The organism is Candidatus Regiella insecticola LSR1 (assembly GCF_000143625.1).
Taxonomy (GTDB): Bacteria; Pseudomonadota; Gammaproteobacteria; order Enterobacterales; family Enterobacteriaceae; genus Regiella; species Regiella insecticola.
The window spans coordinates 152,021-170,008 of the sequence record NZ_GL379591.1 but is presented as its reverse complement, the minus strand read 5'-3'; the positions used below and the strand labels follow the sequence as shown (position 1 = coordinate 170,008).

The window sequence follows — 17,988 nt, the reverse complement described above, 5'->3', positions numbered from 1 at the left end:
TGGCGGCGATGGGCTAAATTCATTCCCGAATCATCTTTCATTAGACCTCTTCGGAAACTAGCATTCATATAAGAATTTTGGTAAAACACTCCTGAACAAGGAGCCGCCATGAAATATGAAGTAATAAAAGTACTGGAAGAGGAAAAATTTCGTCGCTTAACGGGTGTTAAACGCAGTACATTTGAAAAGATGATAAAGATATTGAATGAAGCAGATAAGAGTAAGCAAGGGAAGGGAGGTCGGAAACCCAAGCGGGGTTTAGAAGAGCGCTTATTAATGGCACTGGAGTATATACGAGAATATCGCACTTATTTTCATGTCAGCCAAAGCTATGGCGTGAGTGAGAGCACATGCTATGAAACGATTAAATGGATAGAGAATACGCTAATAAAGCATCCTGATTTTGCCCTACCTGGACGCAAAGCTGTATTAAAAAGGGATAGGGAGTATGAGCTGGTTCTTATTGATGCCACAGAAACGCCGATTGAACGTCCCCAAAAAAACAAAAGCCGTTTTACTCAGGAAAAAAGAAACGACACACCTTAAAAACACAAGTGCTCGTTGATAAAAAAAGTAAAGCAGTCATCTGTACAAGCTTTACGAATGGGAGGCGCCATGATTTTAGGTTGTTTAAGGAGTCTGGTGTGCGAATACATCCTGACATCAAAACAGTTACCGATACAGGTTACCAAGGGCTTGGCAAGATTCATTCAAACTCGGCGTTGCCTAAGAAAAAGACAAAGAAAAATCCCTTAACAAAAGAAGATAAACGCAACAATCGTGCGTTATCAAGCCAGCGTGTATTAAACGAACATGTCATTGGTATGATTAAAAGATTTAAAATTGTATCAGACCGTTATCGAAACAGGCGAAAACGTTTTGGATTAAGATTTAATCTGATTGCTGCAATTTATAACATGGAAATTAGATAAATGATAGTTTCCGAAGAGGTCTATTGTTTTAAAGGACTCGTCCATCTTATAAGGACTCGTCCATTTTCTCAATTAATAAATCCAATTCATTTTCATTTAGGACTCGTCCATCTTAACGGACTCGTCCATTTTCTCAATTAATAAATCCAATTCATTTTCATTTAGGACTCGTCCATCTTAACGGACTCGTCCATCTCAACGGACTCGTCCATCTTAAAGGACTCGTCCATCTCAACGGACTCGTCCATCTTAAAGGACTCGTCCATCTCAACGGACTCGTCCATCTTAACGGACTCGTCCATCTTAACGGACTCGTCCATCTTAACCATCTCGTCTATTATTTTCTTAATTAATAAATTCAATTCATTTTGGAATGCTTCTTTATTTTTCTTTAAAGTATTAATTAAAGCTTGCTGAAATAGGATCCAATAGTGATTTTCATTCAATCCTTTTGGCTTTTCAATGTTTACATATTCTGTTTCTATCGTTTTTAACACTTCCTCATATTTTTTAGCTTTTTCGGCATACTTTAAAGTATTAATTAAAGTTTGCTGAAATAGGATCCAATAGTCATTTTCATTCAATCCTTTTGGCTTTTCAATGTTTACATATTCTGTTTCTATCGTTTTTAACAATTCCTCATATTTTTTAGCTTTTTCGGCATACTTAATAGTTTTTCCTCCCTCTTCTAACTGAGTTTCTGTATACCGATAACTATTATCTTTATGTTTAAAAACTTCCGTAGGATTTAACAGACCCTTAGGGTCGTAAAATGCAAGTTCTTTAGTAAAACCACTATTACGTTCTGGATCGCCCTCATTTTTATATTTTATGGTATCACCCTCCTTTTCTCCTTTTAGCTTCTGTATATCAAGAGTCCATTGCGAAGGGATACGTCTTGGTACTTCTATGCTGGTTTTCTTTTCCTGATCCTCTAATTCTTTTAAGAAATTGGGATCCGTTTTGTCCTTTTTCGGTTTGTACACATTTTTTAACGCACCTCTTTCAACTAGTGTTTTTAATGAATACTTTGGCGAGTCGCCGTAGTTTAATTTCACGTGCATTTCAACTGATATATCGTCCTTGACGATTTTTTTTATATCATTCTCTTTTCGTTTGTAATCCGAAACATTTATATGAGTATCTTGAGGTGCTAAATTTTTTGCTACATAGGATTCTTGCTTCTGTTCTGGAGCGAAAAAGACATCAGCAATAAGGTGACCCGTATCTAAATCTCTCTCTTTAGTATGAGTAGACGCTAAATGTTCCCACTCTCCTAACGCTTTTACATGACGGTATTCTGAAGTGTTTTCTCCTCGTTTACCATCTATCTCAGGAACAATTGTTGCTTTAGCGAACTTGGCACGGTGTAGGTTAATTAAACCCTCTTTTTTCTTTAGTCCGTCCACATTAGCCTGGTATATTTCATTTAGATACCAGGGAGTACCGTTTACGATGATAGTGCCTTGCTTCAATACACCTACAATAGTATTCAGATTATCACCACTTTCCAGTGTCAGATTTTCTACCTTACGTTGCACCACCTGGGGATCATCTACCGCTTCTCTGCGAAGTAACGATAAATCCTCATTCGGTGTATAGTGCTCTGCTTTCTCTCCCCACTGCGTTGCTTCTTGTTCCAAAGTAGCATCATCGTTAATGCCAATCCCTGTTTTCATCTGTAGTGTCGGTTTCACTCTCCCTTGCTTTTGCTGCACCACATGCCAGGCTTCATGCGGCAAATGCCGTTCTTGGCCAGCGCCTAAATAGATGTGCTCGCCTTGCGCATAAGCTAACGCCTGGAGTTGTGCGGGTTTTTCTGAATAGTAATGGACACGCACGTCACTTAAGTCTATCCCCGACAGGGATTCTATGCCCGTTTTGAGTGGGGTCGGCAAACCGGTTTTATTGACAGATTGGGTTTCCCGGTTATGCGTTTGATTCAATAATTGTACAACAGCACGATTACCTATCAGGCTTTGTGCCGCTAATACGTGCTGTGGGTTCCGTTGAAATTGTAAGGGAATAACGGGATGGAACGCAGGGGAGGAGGCATGCCGCGTCCGATTGGCTGCTCGCGGGAAGTGCTGCTGTTTATGAGATGTAGCAGGTTGAAAAGTGTTGTGACCACTTGTAGCCATAATGTGTTCCTTCAGATAAAAATGTCATTGTTAAGCAGATGTTCTGTTTGTGTCATCAACCGAGCTGCCTCATCATTTATTGCCTGCTTGATGAGCAACGGACTTCACCACGGGGATGTTTTCTATCGGGTCGTATGCGCGTAAAGGAGCGGTTACCGTGTAGTGCAGTACTGCCCGTGGATGTCCCCCCATGGCACTCCAAAATTCCGCCATATTATGTAAATGGCCAGGTTGGGCGACAAAGGCACGCGGCAGAGGATGCGCTGCTAACTGCCCTTTTAATAGTGCGGCCGGCCAGATGGGGTGACGTAATAAGGCATGAAGTACCCGGCTCAGCATGTCATGCTGGTCTTTATCCGGCGCGATCTCACTGCCGCTGCTGCCCCAGGCCGTAATCAGATACGAATAATCGATAGGAGCCGGTGAACGGGTGAGAGAGGTGGTATCAGCCCCCGCCGTTTTTTGCTGGGCAAAAGGCTCACTCACCCTTAACGTCAGATTTTCTCGAATATCATAAAGAAAGATAGCAATCAGTGGTGGGGTGATTTTTTGAAAAAAGCGTGTATCAGGCGCGGCAAAGACAACGTTAATCCCTGCCTCTTTCAACGCGAGTTCTTGTTCGAGTAAGGCAGCGAGTGTGTCATTGAGGTCATTTATCATAAGAAAGCCCATTGTTCTGGATGGATGATTTTGCCCATTTTTTTAAACTCACTTTGCGCGGCCGCTTTAATATGCGCCAGGGTCACCTGAGCGCCTTTTGGCGTGGAGGGAGTACTCGCGGCTTTAAATGCGGCCGCCAAGGCGATATTTTTAATATGACCGCCCGCAATCTCAAGGGTCGCCAAGGTAGAGAAATTAATGTCGGTGCTAAGCGGGGTTTCTTTGGGCCAAATCCCTTGCCAAATCCGCAAGCGTTCCTCGGCAGTCGGAAAAGGAAAATCGATACAAAATTGCAACCGGCGCACAAAGGCGTCATCGATATTGTGTCGAAAGTTGCTCGCTAAAATAATGATCCCCGGATACGCTTCGATTTTCTGCAAGAGATAACTGGTTTCCATATTCGCATAGCGGTCATGCGCGTTTTGCACTTCACTACGCTTGCCAAATAATGCGTCTGCTTCATCAAAAAAGAGGATCCCCTGATGAGTTTCGGCTTCTAAAAAGAGTTGCTCTAAATTTTTTTCGGTTTCACCAATGTACTTGCTGACTATCGAGGAGAGATCTATTTTATACAGTGTTAATTTCAAGCGAGCGGCGACAACTTCGGCCGCCAGGGTTTTGCCTGTTCCCGGGGAGCCGGAAAATAACGCACTTAATCCTTTCCCACGTGTGAGCTGACGAGCAAATCCCCAATGTTCATACACGGTGGTGGCGTACTGAACATGATGGAGCAATTCATCAAGTTGTTGCTGGCAAGACAGAGGCAAGATGATCTCGGGATACTGAGCGCTGGGTTGACAGGAGCGCGCCAACGTTGAAAGTGTCTGCGTGGTTTGTAACTTGCAGGCATAAAAGACGTCATCAGCGCTCAGATCGCGGGGATTATCCCCGTGGCTAACTTGTTTAGCCAGCTGTGCGGCTGAAAAAATTTGGCGAGGCGAAAAGCGAAAGCGCGTCGCTACGTCTATGACCGTGTTTTGATCAAGGTGGGGTAACGCGCGTTGCCATAAGTCCTGCCTTTGCAGTGTGGTTAAGGGCGGCAGGCTTATCGTCAGTATTCTCTTCTCGGGGACCCTCGTTTGTGCCCAGGGCCAGTTGGCCTCACCGTCCATAAAGACAAGCCCACGATACGCCTTAGAAGCCGCCATGATTGGCTGGCGCCAGTCTTGTTGATCAGCCTGCAAGACTGATGGCATGCCACGCCAGTAAATCGCGGCATTGTGCAAATAGGCTTCACGTAAGATCAATGCTACTCGCTCCTGCGATTGACTTTTTATCAATGCCGGTAAATCAACCACCAATAGCGTTATCTTTAACGCATGGCACAGGGCTTGCGCCAGCGTTCGTTTACCCGCGCCAGTGCCCCCTTGCAAATAAATCACTGCCTGCGCAAGCTCAGCACGGTGCTGTGTGAGCAGGTTATCGAGGCGATCACGCAAGGCAGCGGGCAATATTAACGCCGATAAGGATTTATCGGGTGTCATAATCGACACTATTGTGCTGAGTGCCGCCGTTAAATCTTCTTGCCCTAGCAGAAAGTGAGTGATCCGCTCACTGATATTGACCGGTCGGCTGAGAGAAGACGCCCCGTTTTGCTCGTTGATTTCAATCAGTGCGTAACGCCTCAGCGTTGCAGTAGGGGAAAGCCACCGTCTCATAGCCCCTTTTTCGCTCCAACTTTGGCTTAATAGGTTTAAAATCAGATCCATCGTGGGTCGTTTTTGATTAACATTATCGTGCAGATAAGCGAAAAATACCGCGTAGCGGGCATCCCATTCTACCGTTAAACAGATAAGTAAAATGTCAATCTCCTGAGGCGTTAACTGAAAGCGTTGCTGCAAAGCGATTAACTGTAGCGAGATCTGCTTTTTAATACTCTGCTCAACCGCCTGGTCAATCGCCTGGCGCTCATGAGCGAATTGACTCAAAGGAGAATCGATGTCGGCATACGCTGTATGCCAAAAAGGCAGCCCCACAGTGTCATTAAGTAACGCCTGCGCTTCTTGGGCCGTCACTTGCAAACCGGGGTAGGGATTATCATGCGTTTGTGTTGTGATTGCTTGTTTTACATACGCTTTTATCAAAGCGTCCATGCGCTTAAGCTCGGCGAGCAAATGCTCAAACGAGCTTGAAAAGAATGAGAGGGGCATTTTTACCAATCCACTTGTATCGGTTTGTCAAGCCAGGGTAATTGAATGAGGTTGATAGGCCAGGTGATCCCTTTCATCAACACATCGTGGGACGTACGCGCTATTTGTAATTGCCAGTGATAGGGGTGATTTCGTATCACCCCCTGGCGCATAAGAAAATGCTGAATCAAATAGGAGTTTGATAGGCGTGTCATCACCGGCCATTGAGCTTTAACCTGCGCAAAGAGCTGATCACATGCCGCCTGTTCCGCGACATTGACTTCAATGGTGCGCTCAATCGGCACTTGTAAATCCAGACCACACAGGAGTTTATTAAACGTCAAGGTTTCTTCAAAGCATATCGACTGTGAGGTCATCAGGTATTGTAATAGCAACGCGGCTCGCCGCGCCGCAAGGTGATCAATAAAATGATCGCCTTGCAGTAAATACGCCGTGGTGAAAAAGGGTTTTAAATAAATCGCTAAAAGCGCTAGCCCTGCATTATCAACGTAAATAGCTTCCTGTTGATCAGTATCCGCTTCTCTTGCCAATAAAGGTGGCGGGTGCCTTGTTTTCGTGAGCATTAACGCCGCTTGATGTGCTTGCTGCTGTTTTTTTAGCACCACAGAGAGCGTATTGATCATTGCCGTGACAGGTTGCAAGGACGGCGTACTCAAAATAAGGTTGGCAACGTCGTGCTTAGCCGCTTTCACTGTAGCGGTTTGCCCCGTCAATGTTAATAGTGCTTGGTATTGCCGATATAAGCGTCCATAGTGTTTACGCAACTTTGTCACTTTCTCTTTTAAATCATTTAACGACGCTTTCTCGCTGTGAGGGATCAATGAGGCTATCTGACTCTTTTGGCATTGCTCAGATTGACCGATTCCACAATCGGCGACTGTTATCGACGGGGTTGGCCGTGTTCCCTGTAACAGGCGTTCATGCTGAACCTTGTCAACGCGTTTACTCGACGTGGATTGGTGTTCGGCTTTCGTGATTTCTTGCTGTAATCGGCTTAATAATTGCCTTAACAGCGGGATAAGCGCCGCGATTTTACCCTCTTGATGCCTGAGTGTGATTTGATTTGACACATTTGGCTTTATCTGTTCCATGATGCTACGAATAAAAACGTGATGTTTTCGCATGAGTGAAAAAGTGTCAAGTTCCTTCAGCGTTTGTTGCAACGTCACCAGGCGGTGATAAGGCAGATGCGCCAACGTTTCAGATGAAGGGATCCCTAATTGAGGGATTATTTTGTTTAAATACGCCCTAAAGCGATTGAGTTCCACTTCTCGCGTCTGAGGATGTTCAGAAAATCTTTTTTTATTCGCCATGATGATGTCGACAAGGCGATCCACCTTGCTTATCAGCCCTGTTTGGCGAGCAATATCAAGCACTGGCGTGTGAGTATAAGAGAGAAATGGTTGCTTGTTTTTGGCTGTACAAAAAGCTCTCAGTATTTGTAATTGGGTGAGCAGTTGTTCATAAATAGCCTCATTTATAAAAGCGTTTACATCATTTTTTTCCCGTGTTGATGGACTGCCATGCTGCTCAGGTAACAGTGTCGGCCAGGGGGCGGCAATTTTTTCTTGCGCCTTGAGTGTGGTGAACAGCCTCACCAAAAGGTAATGATAATTGAGCTGACAATGGGTGGCCAGGTGTAGCAGGACATGCTTATAAAAAGCTGTCTTATCGATTTTTACACGGTTCATCATCTCACTGGTGATTAATATGGCTTGCCAATAAGCGCTTCTTAATGCCATGGCAGCAAACTGTTCTCGGGTAAAAGCACGGTGTAAAGGGGCACTGATTTGTTGACACCACAGCCCCACATGATCGTTTTGGGCTAATAGTCGACTGAGAGCTAATAGCTGATCATCAGAACACTGTGCAATGAGGCGCTGTAAAGTGGCGGCTTGCGCGAGGTAGTGACATAATTTTTCTCTAAGCCGTGCGGGGGTACGGTCAATTAACCAAAGCAGGCATTGAGTCAGTGCCACGGTGTCTTTGGAAACCCACCAAGGTCGCGTGCCCGTTTTAATAAAATAATCTAACGTACGGAGCGCTTGTGCATTTTCATCGCGCTTCATGATCGCCGCTGGCCTAAGGTTCTGTAATTGCTCAGCTAATGCCTGGGAAAAGGCCGTAGCGATCTGCTCAATAACCTGTTGTGGCTCAGCAGGTAATGTAATGACCCCTAAATCCAGTTCCACTTTATCCAGTGAATACCATTGATTAGCTTCAATCTGCTCATCACAAATCTTTGCCAAGATCGGCGGCAGCTGTATGCGCGCCCATTGACTGAGGGTATTTTTTATCGCCCAGCTTGGCTGCTGTGAGGACAAGTGCACTATCCAGGTTTGGCATTGTATAAGGTGCGTTGGCATCGTCTGTAGACTGCTACGTTAACGCTTTGCCCATGCGGAGCAATGCCAGTAATTGCAACGATTCTTGCCAAGTAGAGCTAGGATCTGTTGCCGTTTTCGCTAACCACAGCTGATAAATTTTTTCAAAATCCCGCATAGCGCTCTGATTAAACCAATGCACCTTAATCACCAGATGTGCAGGCACCTCGCTGATTAAGGTGTCGTAGAGGAGTTTTTTAAAATTCTTTTCTTGGAAACGCGCAGGCCAATCAGGAAAAACAAAACTCAGTTGGAGTGAATAAGGATCTTTCCCATGAATGTTCATGGACCATTGCCCTTTATTCTCTTTTTCCTTCACAAAGGTTTTTTTGATGTAAAAGTCATTTTTATCCGCCCATGCGACTTCTTGATGACCGTTATAGTGGGTGGTATTAGAAATAATGATGTGATCACCTCGCTGTAAACCATGGTTGGTGGAGTGACAAATTGTATTTTCGGGAAATTCAGTTGACTGAGAAAAACGAGTAATCGATGAACCAAACGCCCAGTAGGGATCGGTTGTTTCGCTAGGTGACGATCGAGGTCTCAGTAATAGATGTTCTACCAGGTGAAATCCTTCATCGTTAATCGTGGCGGTATTCACCGCTTGTATACCTAATAATCCGCAGAGACGCCTTTTGAGGCCAGCAATATTGTCCGTATCCCCCCTTTTTTGGGTATAGTTAAAGGCGCTGCCGCGGGCGGCACTCATTTGCGGGTAGGCTTGCAGAAAAGCGAGTTTGTCCTCGAGATGAAACCCCTGCCAAGGCGCTTTATTTTCGCCAAGAGAAATCATCGGCTTACGCTGCTGTTGTTTGTCATATAACAACAGAGCGTCATCGATAAATTGCTCTCCAAAGCGAGCCATTAAGTGATTCAACAATTTATTTTCACGTGTTATTTTCGTGTCAATATTTTCTATGGCTTGCTGTAAATGCGTTTTGTGATCGGGATTCAGTACACTGTCGAGTTCCGGCACATCGGTGACGGATTGGGTAAAATACGTCTGAATCGACCGAGACGCAGTATCTCCTGTAGGGAGGCAAAACAGCGTCCTAATATTTGCTAACTGCGCGAGATAATTGGCCAGCAACTGATCAAAGAAAAGGAGATACGCTTTTAACTGTTTTGCTTGAATTTTACGCTCTGGTGAGACGGATTCGGGCAGCCCTAACGACCCTATACCGTAGTTGGGGGGGAGATCATGTTGTATCGACATATAGTCGCCAAGGTGTCGATAGTGACCGAGGGGCAGTGGAATATCTTCTAGCGGCGGCGGCTTTTTTTTATCGAATGCCACGCGCTCCTTCACGTTTTTGAGATGTGCTTTAGCCGTCTCTATATTGATTTGACAAAGGATACCCTTTCGCTCAAATTGTAGATCATTTTCGAGCAGTTGTTCCAACGGTTTGAATTTCGGTGTGTAATTCGGATCCAGTTCCAACACCCAGGGTTGGGGAACTCCGCTCTTTTGACTGCTTTCCAGCGCAATTTTTTTCACCGACTGCACACCATTCATATCGAGAATAATATGAATAAAGTCGGAGCTACGCAGCGTGGTTTTTCGATCAAATCCTTCCAGCTCAGTCTCATCAATAAAACCGTTGGCTAAAGGAGGGCCTTCAAAAATCGTGTCAATCGGCCTATTTTCCTGACGCCTGGCACTCAGTGAATGAAAAGAGAGCGTGGGTGCAATCGCCTGACTTAATTGCCAGTAGATATGCGCCGCTAAGTGATCGAGATCCACATCATCGGCCACCACGATGTGTAATTTTACGGTAATTTCTTCAAAGGGCAGCAGAATGGGATCGGCAAAATCCTCGGCGATCTGGCGGTATTGGTGTAATCGCGCTTTCACTGTCTTCATCAGCGCTTGTTCCTTTTTGCCATCGGAAACCGTGTCGTCCTTGGCGATATACACTTGGTATACTCCGTGCAGAGACAACGGTTTTGCCGTTGCCGTGGCTTGATTCAAGTGTAAGCAATTGGATTGGGCTTCATAATAAATGGGCACCAAAGAAGCGGGATTTTTTTCAATCCATGCGTTTCTGACGCCAGGAATATCGATTAACAATTTGCGATAGTCGTTGAGCGTCACAGGATGAGAAGTCAGAATATCACGTGCTGTAAACAAAGGGGCACGGCTTATGTTTGACGGGTTGCTTCCGTGGGTGGGCAATACGGCCAACAAATCTTTCATATCAAACGATAAGCGATAACTCACATCGGTGATGGCGTAACATAAACACTCCAATAGCGTGATACCGGGATCATGTGTGTTATGGTCAGTCCACAGTTCACCGGCTAAGCGTTGAATATGCTCAATACCCGTTTTGCGCAGAAATGCATAATCCATGCCAAGCGGGGTTGGCGTTGTGGGTGGCGCTGTCGTGGCCATGGCATCGTTGTTTATCATACTGTTTGCTCTGTATTTTACTGTTAAGTCACATCCGGTTGTGTTTTATCTCAATTGTCGTCTTTTGGGGACGGATGAAGGGCTTTCTCGGCTTCATCAGAAACGGGCTCGGGTTCTTGCGGCAATATTTCTTCTAGCACTTGAATTGCCCCTTGTAGACGTAACAAGGTGTCATGCGTATTGGCTTGTTTTTCTTTAAGCTCGTTAAACACAGCTTGGCCTTGCGAAAAGGCCTGTTTTAACTCGTCAAGACGACGCTGTAATGGTTGTTTCATGTAGGGGCGGCTCACTGTGTTGGAGGGGATAAAAGTGGCTTTGAGGGTGAACCGTTTTCTATGGCGTTAGTTTCAAATGCACAAACAATTTCTCTATCATTTGCTGCTGTTGTTTGACCGCTTCCAGCAATACAGCAGTAAAACGCCCGTAATCAACGTATTTAAAATTATCTTGGTCACAAGCGACCAATTCAGGAAACGACGCTTGCAGTTCGTCGGCAATTAACCCTATTTGCGGTTCTTTGATATAGTCTTTTGTCCTCGAATGGTCACTCCAGTCATAATAGATCCCCTGTAATTGTAGTATTTTGCCAAGCACCGGCCCGAGCGGTTTGATATGGGTTTTGAGGCGGCGATCAGAGGCCTGTTGAAACTTATTGGCTCTTAACGTTGCGGTTTCGATGTCAAAGTGAAAAGCGACATTTTTTGCTCCTTTTTTGCGAAAATAAAGGTTATTGTCTACCGAGAGATACCAAAACTGATTGTACCGATAAAACGCACTGGCCTCAGCGTCCCAATGTACACTTGCTGCTCCATCAGTGATTCTGATTCCATTTTTACACGCGATATAACTGTTACACTTGATATGACCCTTTGCGTCTATCGATTTTTGATTAACATTTTGTGTGCTAATCGTTAATGTTCTCTGGGTGGTGTCGAAATGAAACGCAGTATCGGCATCTGCCCCGCCCTGCCTGCGCAGATGAAGCCCTTGATCGGTGGTGAGATAAACGAGCCCATTACGCTGGTACAAGGTACCATTTTTCTCCCAATGTGTTGTTTGATCCGTTAAGCCCAAACCCCATGCCTGGGCTTTACCCTGAATATCCAATGCGTAGCTTGGACTTGCATGATTAATGCCTACCTTACCGTCTTTTTCAATAAACAAGGCAGTAGTATCAGCAGTGCCAACACGTAACATATCCACACCCGCCGTGGACTGAATATGCAATTGTGCGCCGGGATTAAAGGTGCCAATACCGGTTTTCCCCTTTCCTTCATCAATGAAAAGTCGGGTTTCACTCTTATAAGATAAATTGAAACCGGTGCTATCATTCTGATGTTGATGATTTAAACGCCAGTAATTCGTATCGCAATTTTTCTCACTGGTACAAAAATCGAGCCAATTTTGTTGGTCGCTCTGTGACATGATGCGCAGCGGCTTTTCAACCCCCTCCGGTTTTTTGATCCAATCTTCTTTAACGTTTAAAAAAGATTCGAACAGATCGCTAAAATCTTGCGCGGTGGGTTTGTCACCGCGCTTAAAGCGGTCTTTTAGCTCTGCTCTGGTTTTTTGAGGCATTGTGGTTTCCTCTATAGAATTAAATGTAAAGCCTTAATGAACGATGAAATCTGTTTCAATGATCATGTGACCAATCCCTTCAAAATCAATATCTTCATGCTGATGCCTTGTCACTGATTCGATCCTATGTTCCGGCGCAGAAACCAAGACAGCATCGGGGGCGTGCACTTGCGCTTGATCCACATCCAGTATCGGATAATCGACCTTAGAAGCCGTGAGATCACTGTCCAGTTTGCTGTGTTCAATGAGTCTGAGTTGGGCGACGTAATCGACATAAGGCTGTTTTTCAATAAAATGGATTAACAATGAGTTGTGAATATAGCTACCGAATGTCACCTCCGCGGTACTTTCATAGGCCCAAGGTGACAAAAAGCGTTTAATCGCTTTATTGAGTTCAGCAATACCATTACCGGGTTCATCGGCTTTTTTAAAGCAAACAGTGACAGAGTATTTTATTTGTTCATAGCTTGGATTTTTCACTTCCAAATCAACGAAAGGGGAAATATACTGGCTTAAATAGGCTTTGATTGCTTCCAGCAAATCACGCGGAGCCTTGGGTTTCAACGGCAAAAAAGGTTCGCTATTGGCATTGTCGGGGATAACCACGACAGTGACCTTCGCTAAGGGTGATACCCTCAGTTGTGTTTGTGTTAAACACTTGACTTTGTAGAGCTGTGGAAACGCTGCTAAAACTAATCGCTCATAATCCCAGCTGGAAATGGCGCGCTGTTTATGACGTAATCGCTCACTCGTCCGTTGCCAAAAAGCTTGATGATTTTCCCTGGCACGCCCTCCAAATGAAGCGTAGGGTTGCGTGACCGCTTTTATCTGTGGATCAGCGGTAACAAGTTGATTAATAGAATAAGCCGGTAACGGTTTGCGGTAGTGTTCATCATTCGCCTCCTTCGCCAACGTGACTGTTGCCGCTTGTGTTTTAATCGCAACGATCTGAGACGATACCAGCTCTTGATTAACGGAGCCGCACAACCAGTGCAAACCCGTCGGCATAAGGGTATTTTTATGACTGGCGGCCGCCGGCAGATGAAACGAAATCACCCCACTGCGCATCAACTTTTTAGTCTCATCATGAAGATAAGTCGAGCTATCTGCGGCTACCCAATCATCTTGACCTAAATAATAGCATGTCATATCGGCTCTTTCTTCCAGCCTATCACTTTCGCTCGGGATAATTTGAAACAGTAATGAGAGCGGTGCCGGCACGGTGGCGTCTTTCAGACCCATATATAAATAGCCCGCTGCTGAAAATTGGGGTAATAACTGATTGACCTTGTGCCCCCCCAAGACCTTACTTCCAAAGGGATGTAGCTGAAATAATTGTGCGGCATTCATTGAAGCAGGAGCAGGATGGGCCAGATTTATCAGGACGGAGGCCGTATAATTGAGCGTCAAATCGCGTATCAATGGCGTATAAGGTGGATAGACGTCCGGCACACTTCCGCCTTCTGTCGGCTTTGCTAATGCTCTCTTGTTGAGCACCGTAGCATATTGGTCGTGCAAAAAATCTTGCTCGGTTAATGCAAGTTTAAAATAGCGAGACCAGGCCAAAGGATCTTCTTCATCGGGGTCGTTGTGTGTGAAGTGGCTTGTATCGCCCTCACTTAGCTTAGGTAAATTTTTGAACTTCAGACAGGTGTGGGCGTTTAATTTTCCACTCTCTGGATCGGTGGAAAATAAGCATTGTGGCGAGCCAATGGCGGTGACTAAACGGTTGTTCACTAAGGTTAACTGGGTTTGAAAACGGGTGTTATCGATTTTTTTATCTGGAAGTTTATTATAAGCTGCATAGTGAGTACCAAAATCTTCGGGTAACCCTGACCAGGTCATGCATAAATCCAGTGAATCTAACGCTTTATCACAAATTTCCGCGTGCGCCCAATAAAATCCGGCATAGTCGGTAGGTTGATCACCAAACGGCTGCAATAAAGCAGTGTTCGTTAACAGCGATTCATCGTTTCTCAGTTTTACATCCTTAATCCCTTGCACATTCACTGCCAACTTACATTTTTCTACTACGATCGTTTTAAACAAGTCATAGTCATCCCCCGCTTTGAGGGTTATTTTTATTGTCGGATCAACACCGGTTAACCCTTGATGGCTAACATCGATTAACGGAGCCGTCATGGCAGGGGCAGTTTCATTGAGCTCGAACGTAAACTGAAGCCCATTTAAAAATAAGGCGTCAGAAGCATATTTTTTAATCTTCGTCTCTGGAGGTAATGTCCCCATACAAGCGACTTCGACTTCTTGATCACCCACATATTTTTGAATGGCAAAGACCTGCCCATTGGACCAAACCAATCGATTACCGACCTCTTTTTCTGTGAATTGCTTATCATTCGCAGTAACGCCCGTGATCACTAACCCCGTGAGTATTTCGGTTTCCGTCAATTGAATATCGGGATAAAGCTGTGGATTAGCGGGTTTTGTTTTTATATTAGGTAAATAAGCAACGTCAACGACTTTTATTTCCTTGGCATTCTCCACCTGATCAATCCGATAAACCCGACCGTCCGTCCACAAAATGTACTGCTTAAAATGATCTTGCGTGGTAAACAGATCGGTGGTTGCCTTGATTATTTTACGGGTTTTGCCGCCTATCCCTCCAGTGACAGGGACTTCTTCTAATGCCAAGCCTGACAAAGGGCTGCTAGTGCCCGTCAGAGCGAGTTCAGGGTATTTTTTAATGAAACCTTTACTCGGCAAAAAACCGACGGGGCGGAGCTTAGCGTGTTGCGCACTCATCACCTCCGTGATTTGATAAAGCTGTCCATCTTCAAATCGAAGATAGTGATCCTTATCCCTCTCGCTGTTGAATTGCCTCTTTTCACCTTTAAAACGGCAAATTAAAGCCAACGTATTCGTATCGTATTCCGCCAGGGCGGTTGCCAAAAAAAAATGCCCTGCGGTGACTGTCGCCGACGAGGGAGCAAAATGGGTTTCAGCGCCGCTTAATTGAAAAGTGAAAGGCGATTGTTGTAAAAATTTATTCAGCTGATCGAGGTGAAAAGCATCGGGTTGACAGTCTACTGTTAAGGTTATTTTCCTTGTCCCTTCACCAAGGCGTAATAAAGGGGAACTGACGGCAAAACCGAGCATAGCCGGGGTATCGGTTGCAGCCCAATCGAACGCTTTAAACGGTTTATGCTCCGCCAGTTCAGCATCCAGAATAACGCGCGTACACAGGTGCGTTGTTTTTTCAATATGAATATCGGGATAATCTCGTTGTCTGGTCTGAGCATGCTCGACTCGTTGATATACTTCCTTCCAATCCTTGGAATTGATGTCAGGCGCTTTAATGACTATCTCTATGATTTTTTCAAAATCCTTAATCTTCATATAAAGCTTTTTATTAATATAATTCATGACCGCAGGATGGGTGAGATCGGTTTTTAAGGACGTTATCTCAGTGTGCCCATTGGGCAATTCCGTTAATTGATTACCCAGCGCGAAGGCCAGCATGTTGATGAAATTTTCGTTATGATGTTTATGTTTTAGTGCCTGGTATCGCTGGAGCTTTATTTTGTTTTGATAAACACGTTCCATTATCTTGTGAATCTGGTGTGTTTGTTCTGCCGTCTGCAACCGATGCCCTTGCAAACACACTTTGAAATCTTCCACGGTAGGGAAAGCCAGCTCTTCTTCAATGTAATCTTTTTGTTTACCTTTTAATTGATCTTGCTCAGCGAGCATTTTGAGCGAAGGCAAATCAATGGAAGGTGTTGGCGCTGCGTTCTCAAAACCTGCGGGCATAGTCACCTGTTGCGCTGCCCTTTCTAAAACCCACTGCAACAGAGTGGCAAAATCGTTATCGCTGGTTTTTCCCGGGTGATAAAAAGTCGCAAAGTCGTACACTTCTTTTTTAAGCGCCAACGCACAAATTTTAGCCACCTGGGCCGACGTGATCACGCTATCTTGGTCGAGACGATAAACCGGCGCCGCGCTATCAGATTGACCTTGCTCTGTACTGAGTAAGGTTCCTTTTTTAAGCCAATAGGCTTGCTGAGATGGCGCCAGTTCGAAGATCACATGCGCCCGATCCGGCTGGGACGGTTTTTCTCTTAATTGTAGGCAGTCTCGGTAATAAAACTCGAGATAACGCTGCGTGAGGGCGTTCAATTGCTGCTGGGGGTAACGAAGCAATAAGAGAAAAACCCAAAACAAGACCCGATGAGGTTGCATCAACTCCATTCGCTGATTCAGGTCAACAATGGCTTCCGGCTGCTTAATAAAACGAACGGCATCCTCAATAAACTGTTTATCCGTACACTTATCCGTACGCAAAAAATTGGTCCAGTCTGTGGGGGTGATTTGTCCGCTTTCATGAAATCGAAGTTCTTTGGCATACGCCTGAGCAAACTGGATAACATCATGCAATGTGCGATCATCGACGACAAAATAATCCGGAGCCAGAGCGGCCAACAGCCGATGGCGTTGGCTGGTGCCATCGCGATAGAGAGAGGCTTCGAGCTTCATGTGATTTTTTCCAAAGATTTCAAGAATAATTTTTTTGTGTCATTGAAGAATCGGCTTACCAGCGTGATTCATTTTTCCAGCAGTGCCCTCAATGAAGGCACATAGCGCACTCAGAAAATGGGGTTATTATTTTGCACTGACGTGAACATGGCTGTTCAGAAACACCCCGGTACCGTTGTAGGTCGGGGTGGGATCGGGGATCGGTGCCCCTGGCCCTGGCGGCGGTTGCTTGGCGGGGTTTTGCACCTCAAATTTCGCCGTAAATCGTTGACCTTTAAGCAGTATCGCCTTACCACAACACATGACTTTTTGTGTTTTTTGATCACTCGCCAATGCCGCAATTTTTAGTGTGCCGGTGCCGGGAATGCTATACACCGGCGTGATATAGACGCATCCTGCCACAGAGACCTTCTTTTCATCCCCTACCCGCGCAATTTTTTTACCTCGCCGAGTGGGTTTACCGCTCGCTGTCAGTGTGCCAGGACGAACCACGACCACCGCTTGACCAAATAGCGGCATAAACAGCACACGATCGCCATCAACGAGGATGGTATCCAACATCAGTTAACCTCCCATGACCTCGCACTGACCCGTCAAACCGAGTCATCGTTTGAGATATAAAGTAAATCATGTGAATGACATTAAGTCAGATAAGTGAGCTTTTCTCGAAATAGCCGCAGGAATGCGCAGCGCTAAACTGTTACCCGATTGCTGAATCACTGATAATGGCTGTTTTAATCATACCTACTTCCTAGTATGTAGATACGTAAATAGAGAGAGTTCAACAACGCCTCGTTCCTATTAAGGAATACTATAACGACAGATGCGTCGCTTCGGTTAAATAAAAGGGATACACCAGATTACTCCGTGAATTGGTGGTAAGTAGAGTGTAATTCAGGGTGATCAACAATAAATCTTCAACGTGAGGCATGATAATAACCTCATCTAATCGAATACGGGGTTCATGGTATAATACCGCATCGCTGATGATCTTTTGCAGACGATGGATCAAGCCCTGGGTGACTTCCTCGAATAAAAACTGACTCAGTTCACAGCCATACGTCGGTTGCATCACGCGTTCTTGCAGATTGGTCGAGAGCAGAATGCGTAAGCTTTGCCAAATATCTTCTTCACCCGACACCAATTCCAGTACCGCCCCCTGCTGTGAAAAGGTGGGCGGAAAGCTCCAACCTTGGCCTAAAAATGCCTGGTCATTTACCATTATCAGCCCCT

Annotated in this window: 11 protein-coding genes; 1 reads left to right on the top strand and 10 read right to left on the bottom strand. The window is 45.1% G+C overall.

Annotation, left to right across the window (positions count from 1 at the left end; genetic code table 11):
- Positions 1-108: 108 nt before the first annotated feature.
- Positions 109-932, top strand: a protein-coding gene (locus tag REG_RS12075; RefSeq protein ID WP_260200023.1) for an IS5-like element ISRein1 family transposase whose coding sequence is annotated in 2 segments (ribosomal slippage) — positions 109-496 and positions 496-932 — 825 coding nt in all. Because the reading frame shifts where the segments join, the coding sequence is not laid out codon by codon here.
- Positions 933-1,093: 161 nt separating this feature from the next.
- Here REG_RS12075 and REG_RS13270 read toward each other — a convergent pair.
- The 10 genes from REG_RS13270 to REG_RS05375 form a co-directional block, all read right to left on the bottom strand.
- Positions 1,094-3,073, bottom strand: coding sequence for an eCIS core domain-containing protein (locus tag REG_RS13270; RefSeq protein ID WP_006704775.1), 1,980 nt, complete (start codon positions 3,071-3,073; stop codon positions 1,094-1,096).
- 72 nt (positions 3,074-3,145) lie between these two features.
- Entirely contained in the window at positions 3,146-3,733 is a 588-nt protein-coding gene (locus REG_RS05415) for a DUF4255 domain-containing protein (protein WP_039907455.1), read from the bottom strand.
- Entirely contained in the window at positions 3,730-5,883 is a 2,154-nt protein-coding gene (locus REG_RS05410; protein ID WP_039907453.1) for an AAA family ATPase, read from the bottom strand. The genes REG_RS05415 and REG_RS05410 overlap by 4 nt, the downstream gene beginning before the upstream one ends.
- A 2-nt stretch (positions 5,884-5,885) precedes the next feature.
- On the bottom strand, positions 5,886-8,249 hold the full coding sequence (locus REG_RS05405) for a contractile injection system tape measure protein (protein WP_006704772.1): 2,364 nt from the start codon (positions 8,247-8,249) through the stop codon (positions 5,886-5,888).
- A 13-nt stretch (positions 8,250-8,262) separates the two neighbouring features.
- Positions 8,263-10,683 carry a hypothetical protein gene (locus REG_RS05400; protein WP_006704771.1) on the bottom strand — a complete coding sequence of 807 codons (2,421 nt, stop codon included), beginning with the start codon at positions 10,681-10,683 and terminating at the stop codon, positions 8,263-8,265.
- A 50-nt stretch (positions 10,684-10,733) separates the two neighbouring features.
- Positions 10,734-10,958, bottom strand: coding sequence for a hypothetical protein (locus REG_RS05395; RefSeq protein ID WP_006707178.1), 225 nt, complete (start codon positions 10,956-10,958; stop codon positions 10,734-10,736).
- Positions 10,959-11,016: 58 nt separating this feature from the next.
- Positions 11,017-12,261, bottom strand: a complete 1,245-nt coding sequence (locus REG_RS05390) for a tail fiber domain-containing protein (RefSeq protein WP_006704769.1) — start codon at positions 12,259-12,261, stop codon at positions 11,017-11,019.
- A gap of 33 nt (positions 12,262-12,294) precedes the next feature.
- Entirely contained in the window at positions 12,295-16,755 is a 4,461-nt protein-coding gene (locus REG_RS05385; RefSeq protein ID WP_006704768.1) for a baseplate J/gp47 family protein, read from the bottom strand.
- 126 nt (positions 16,756-16,881) lie between these two features.
- Positions 16,882-17,316 (bottom strand): hypothetical protein, encoded by a 435-nt coding sequence (locus REG_RS05380; RefSeq protein ID WP_006704767.1) that lies wholly within the window; start codon positions 17,314-17,316, stop codon positions 16,882-16,884.
- A 250-nt stretch (positions 17,317-17,566) separates the two neighbouring features.
- Positions 17,567-17,977: a GPW/gp25 family protein gene (locus tag REG_RS05375; protein WP_006704766.1), complete on the bottom strand. Its 411-nt coding sequence runs from the start codon at positions 17,975-17,977 to the stop codon at positions 17,567-17,569.
- Between the last annotated feature and the right edge of the window lie 11 nt (positions 17,978-17,988).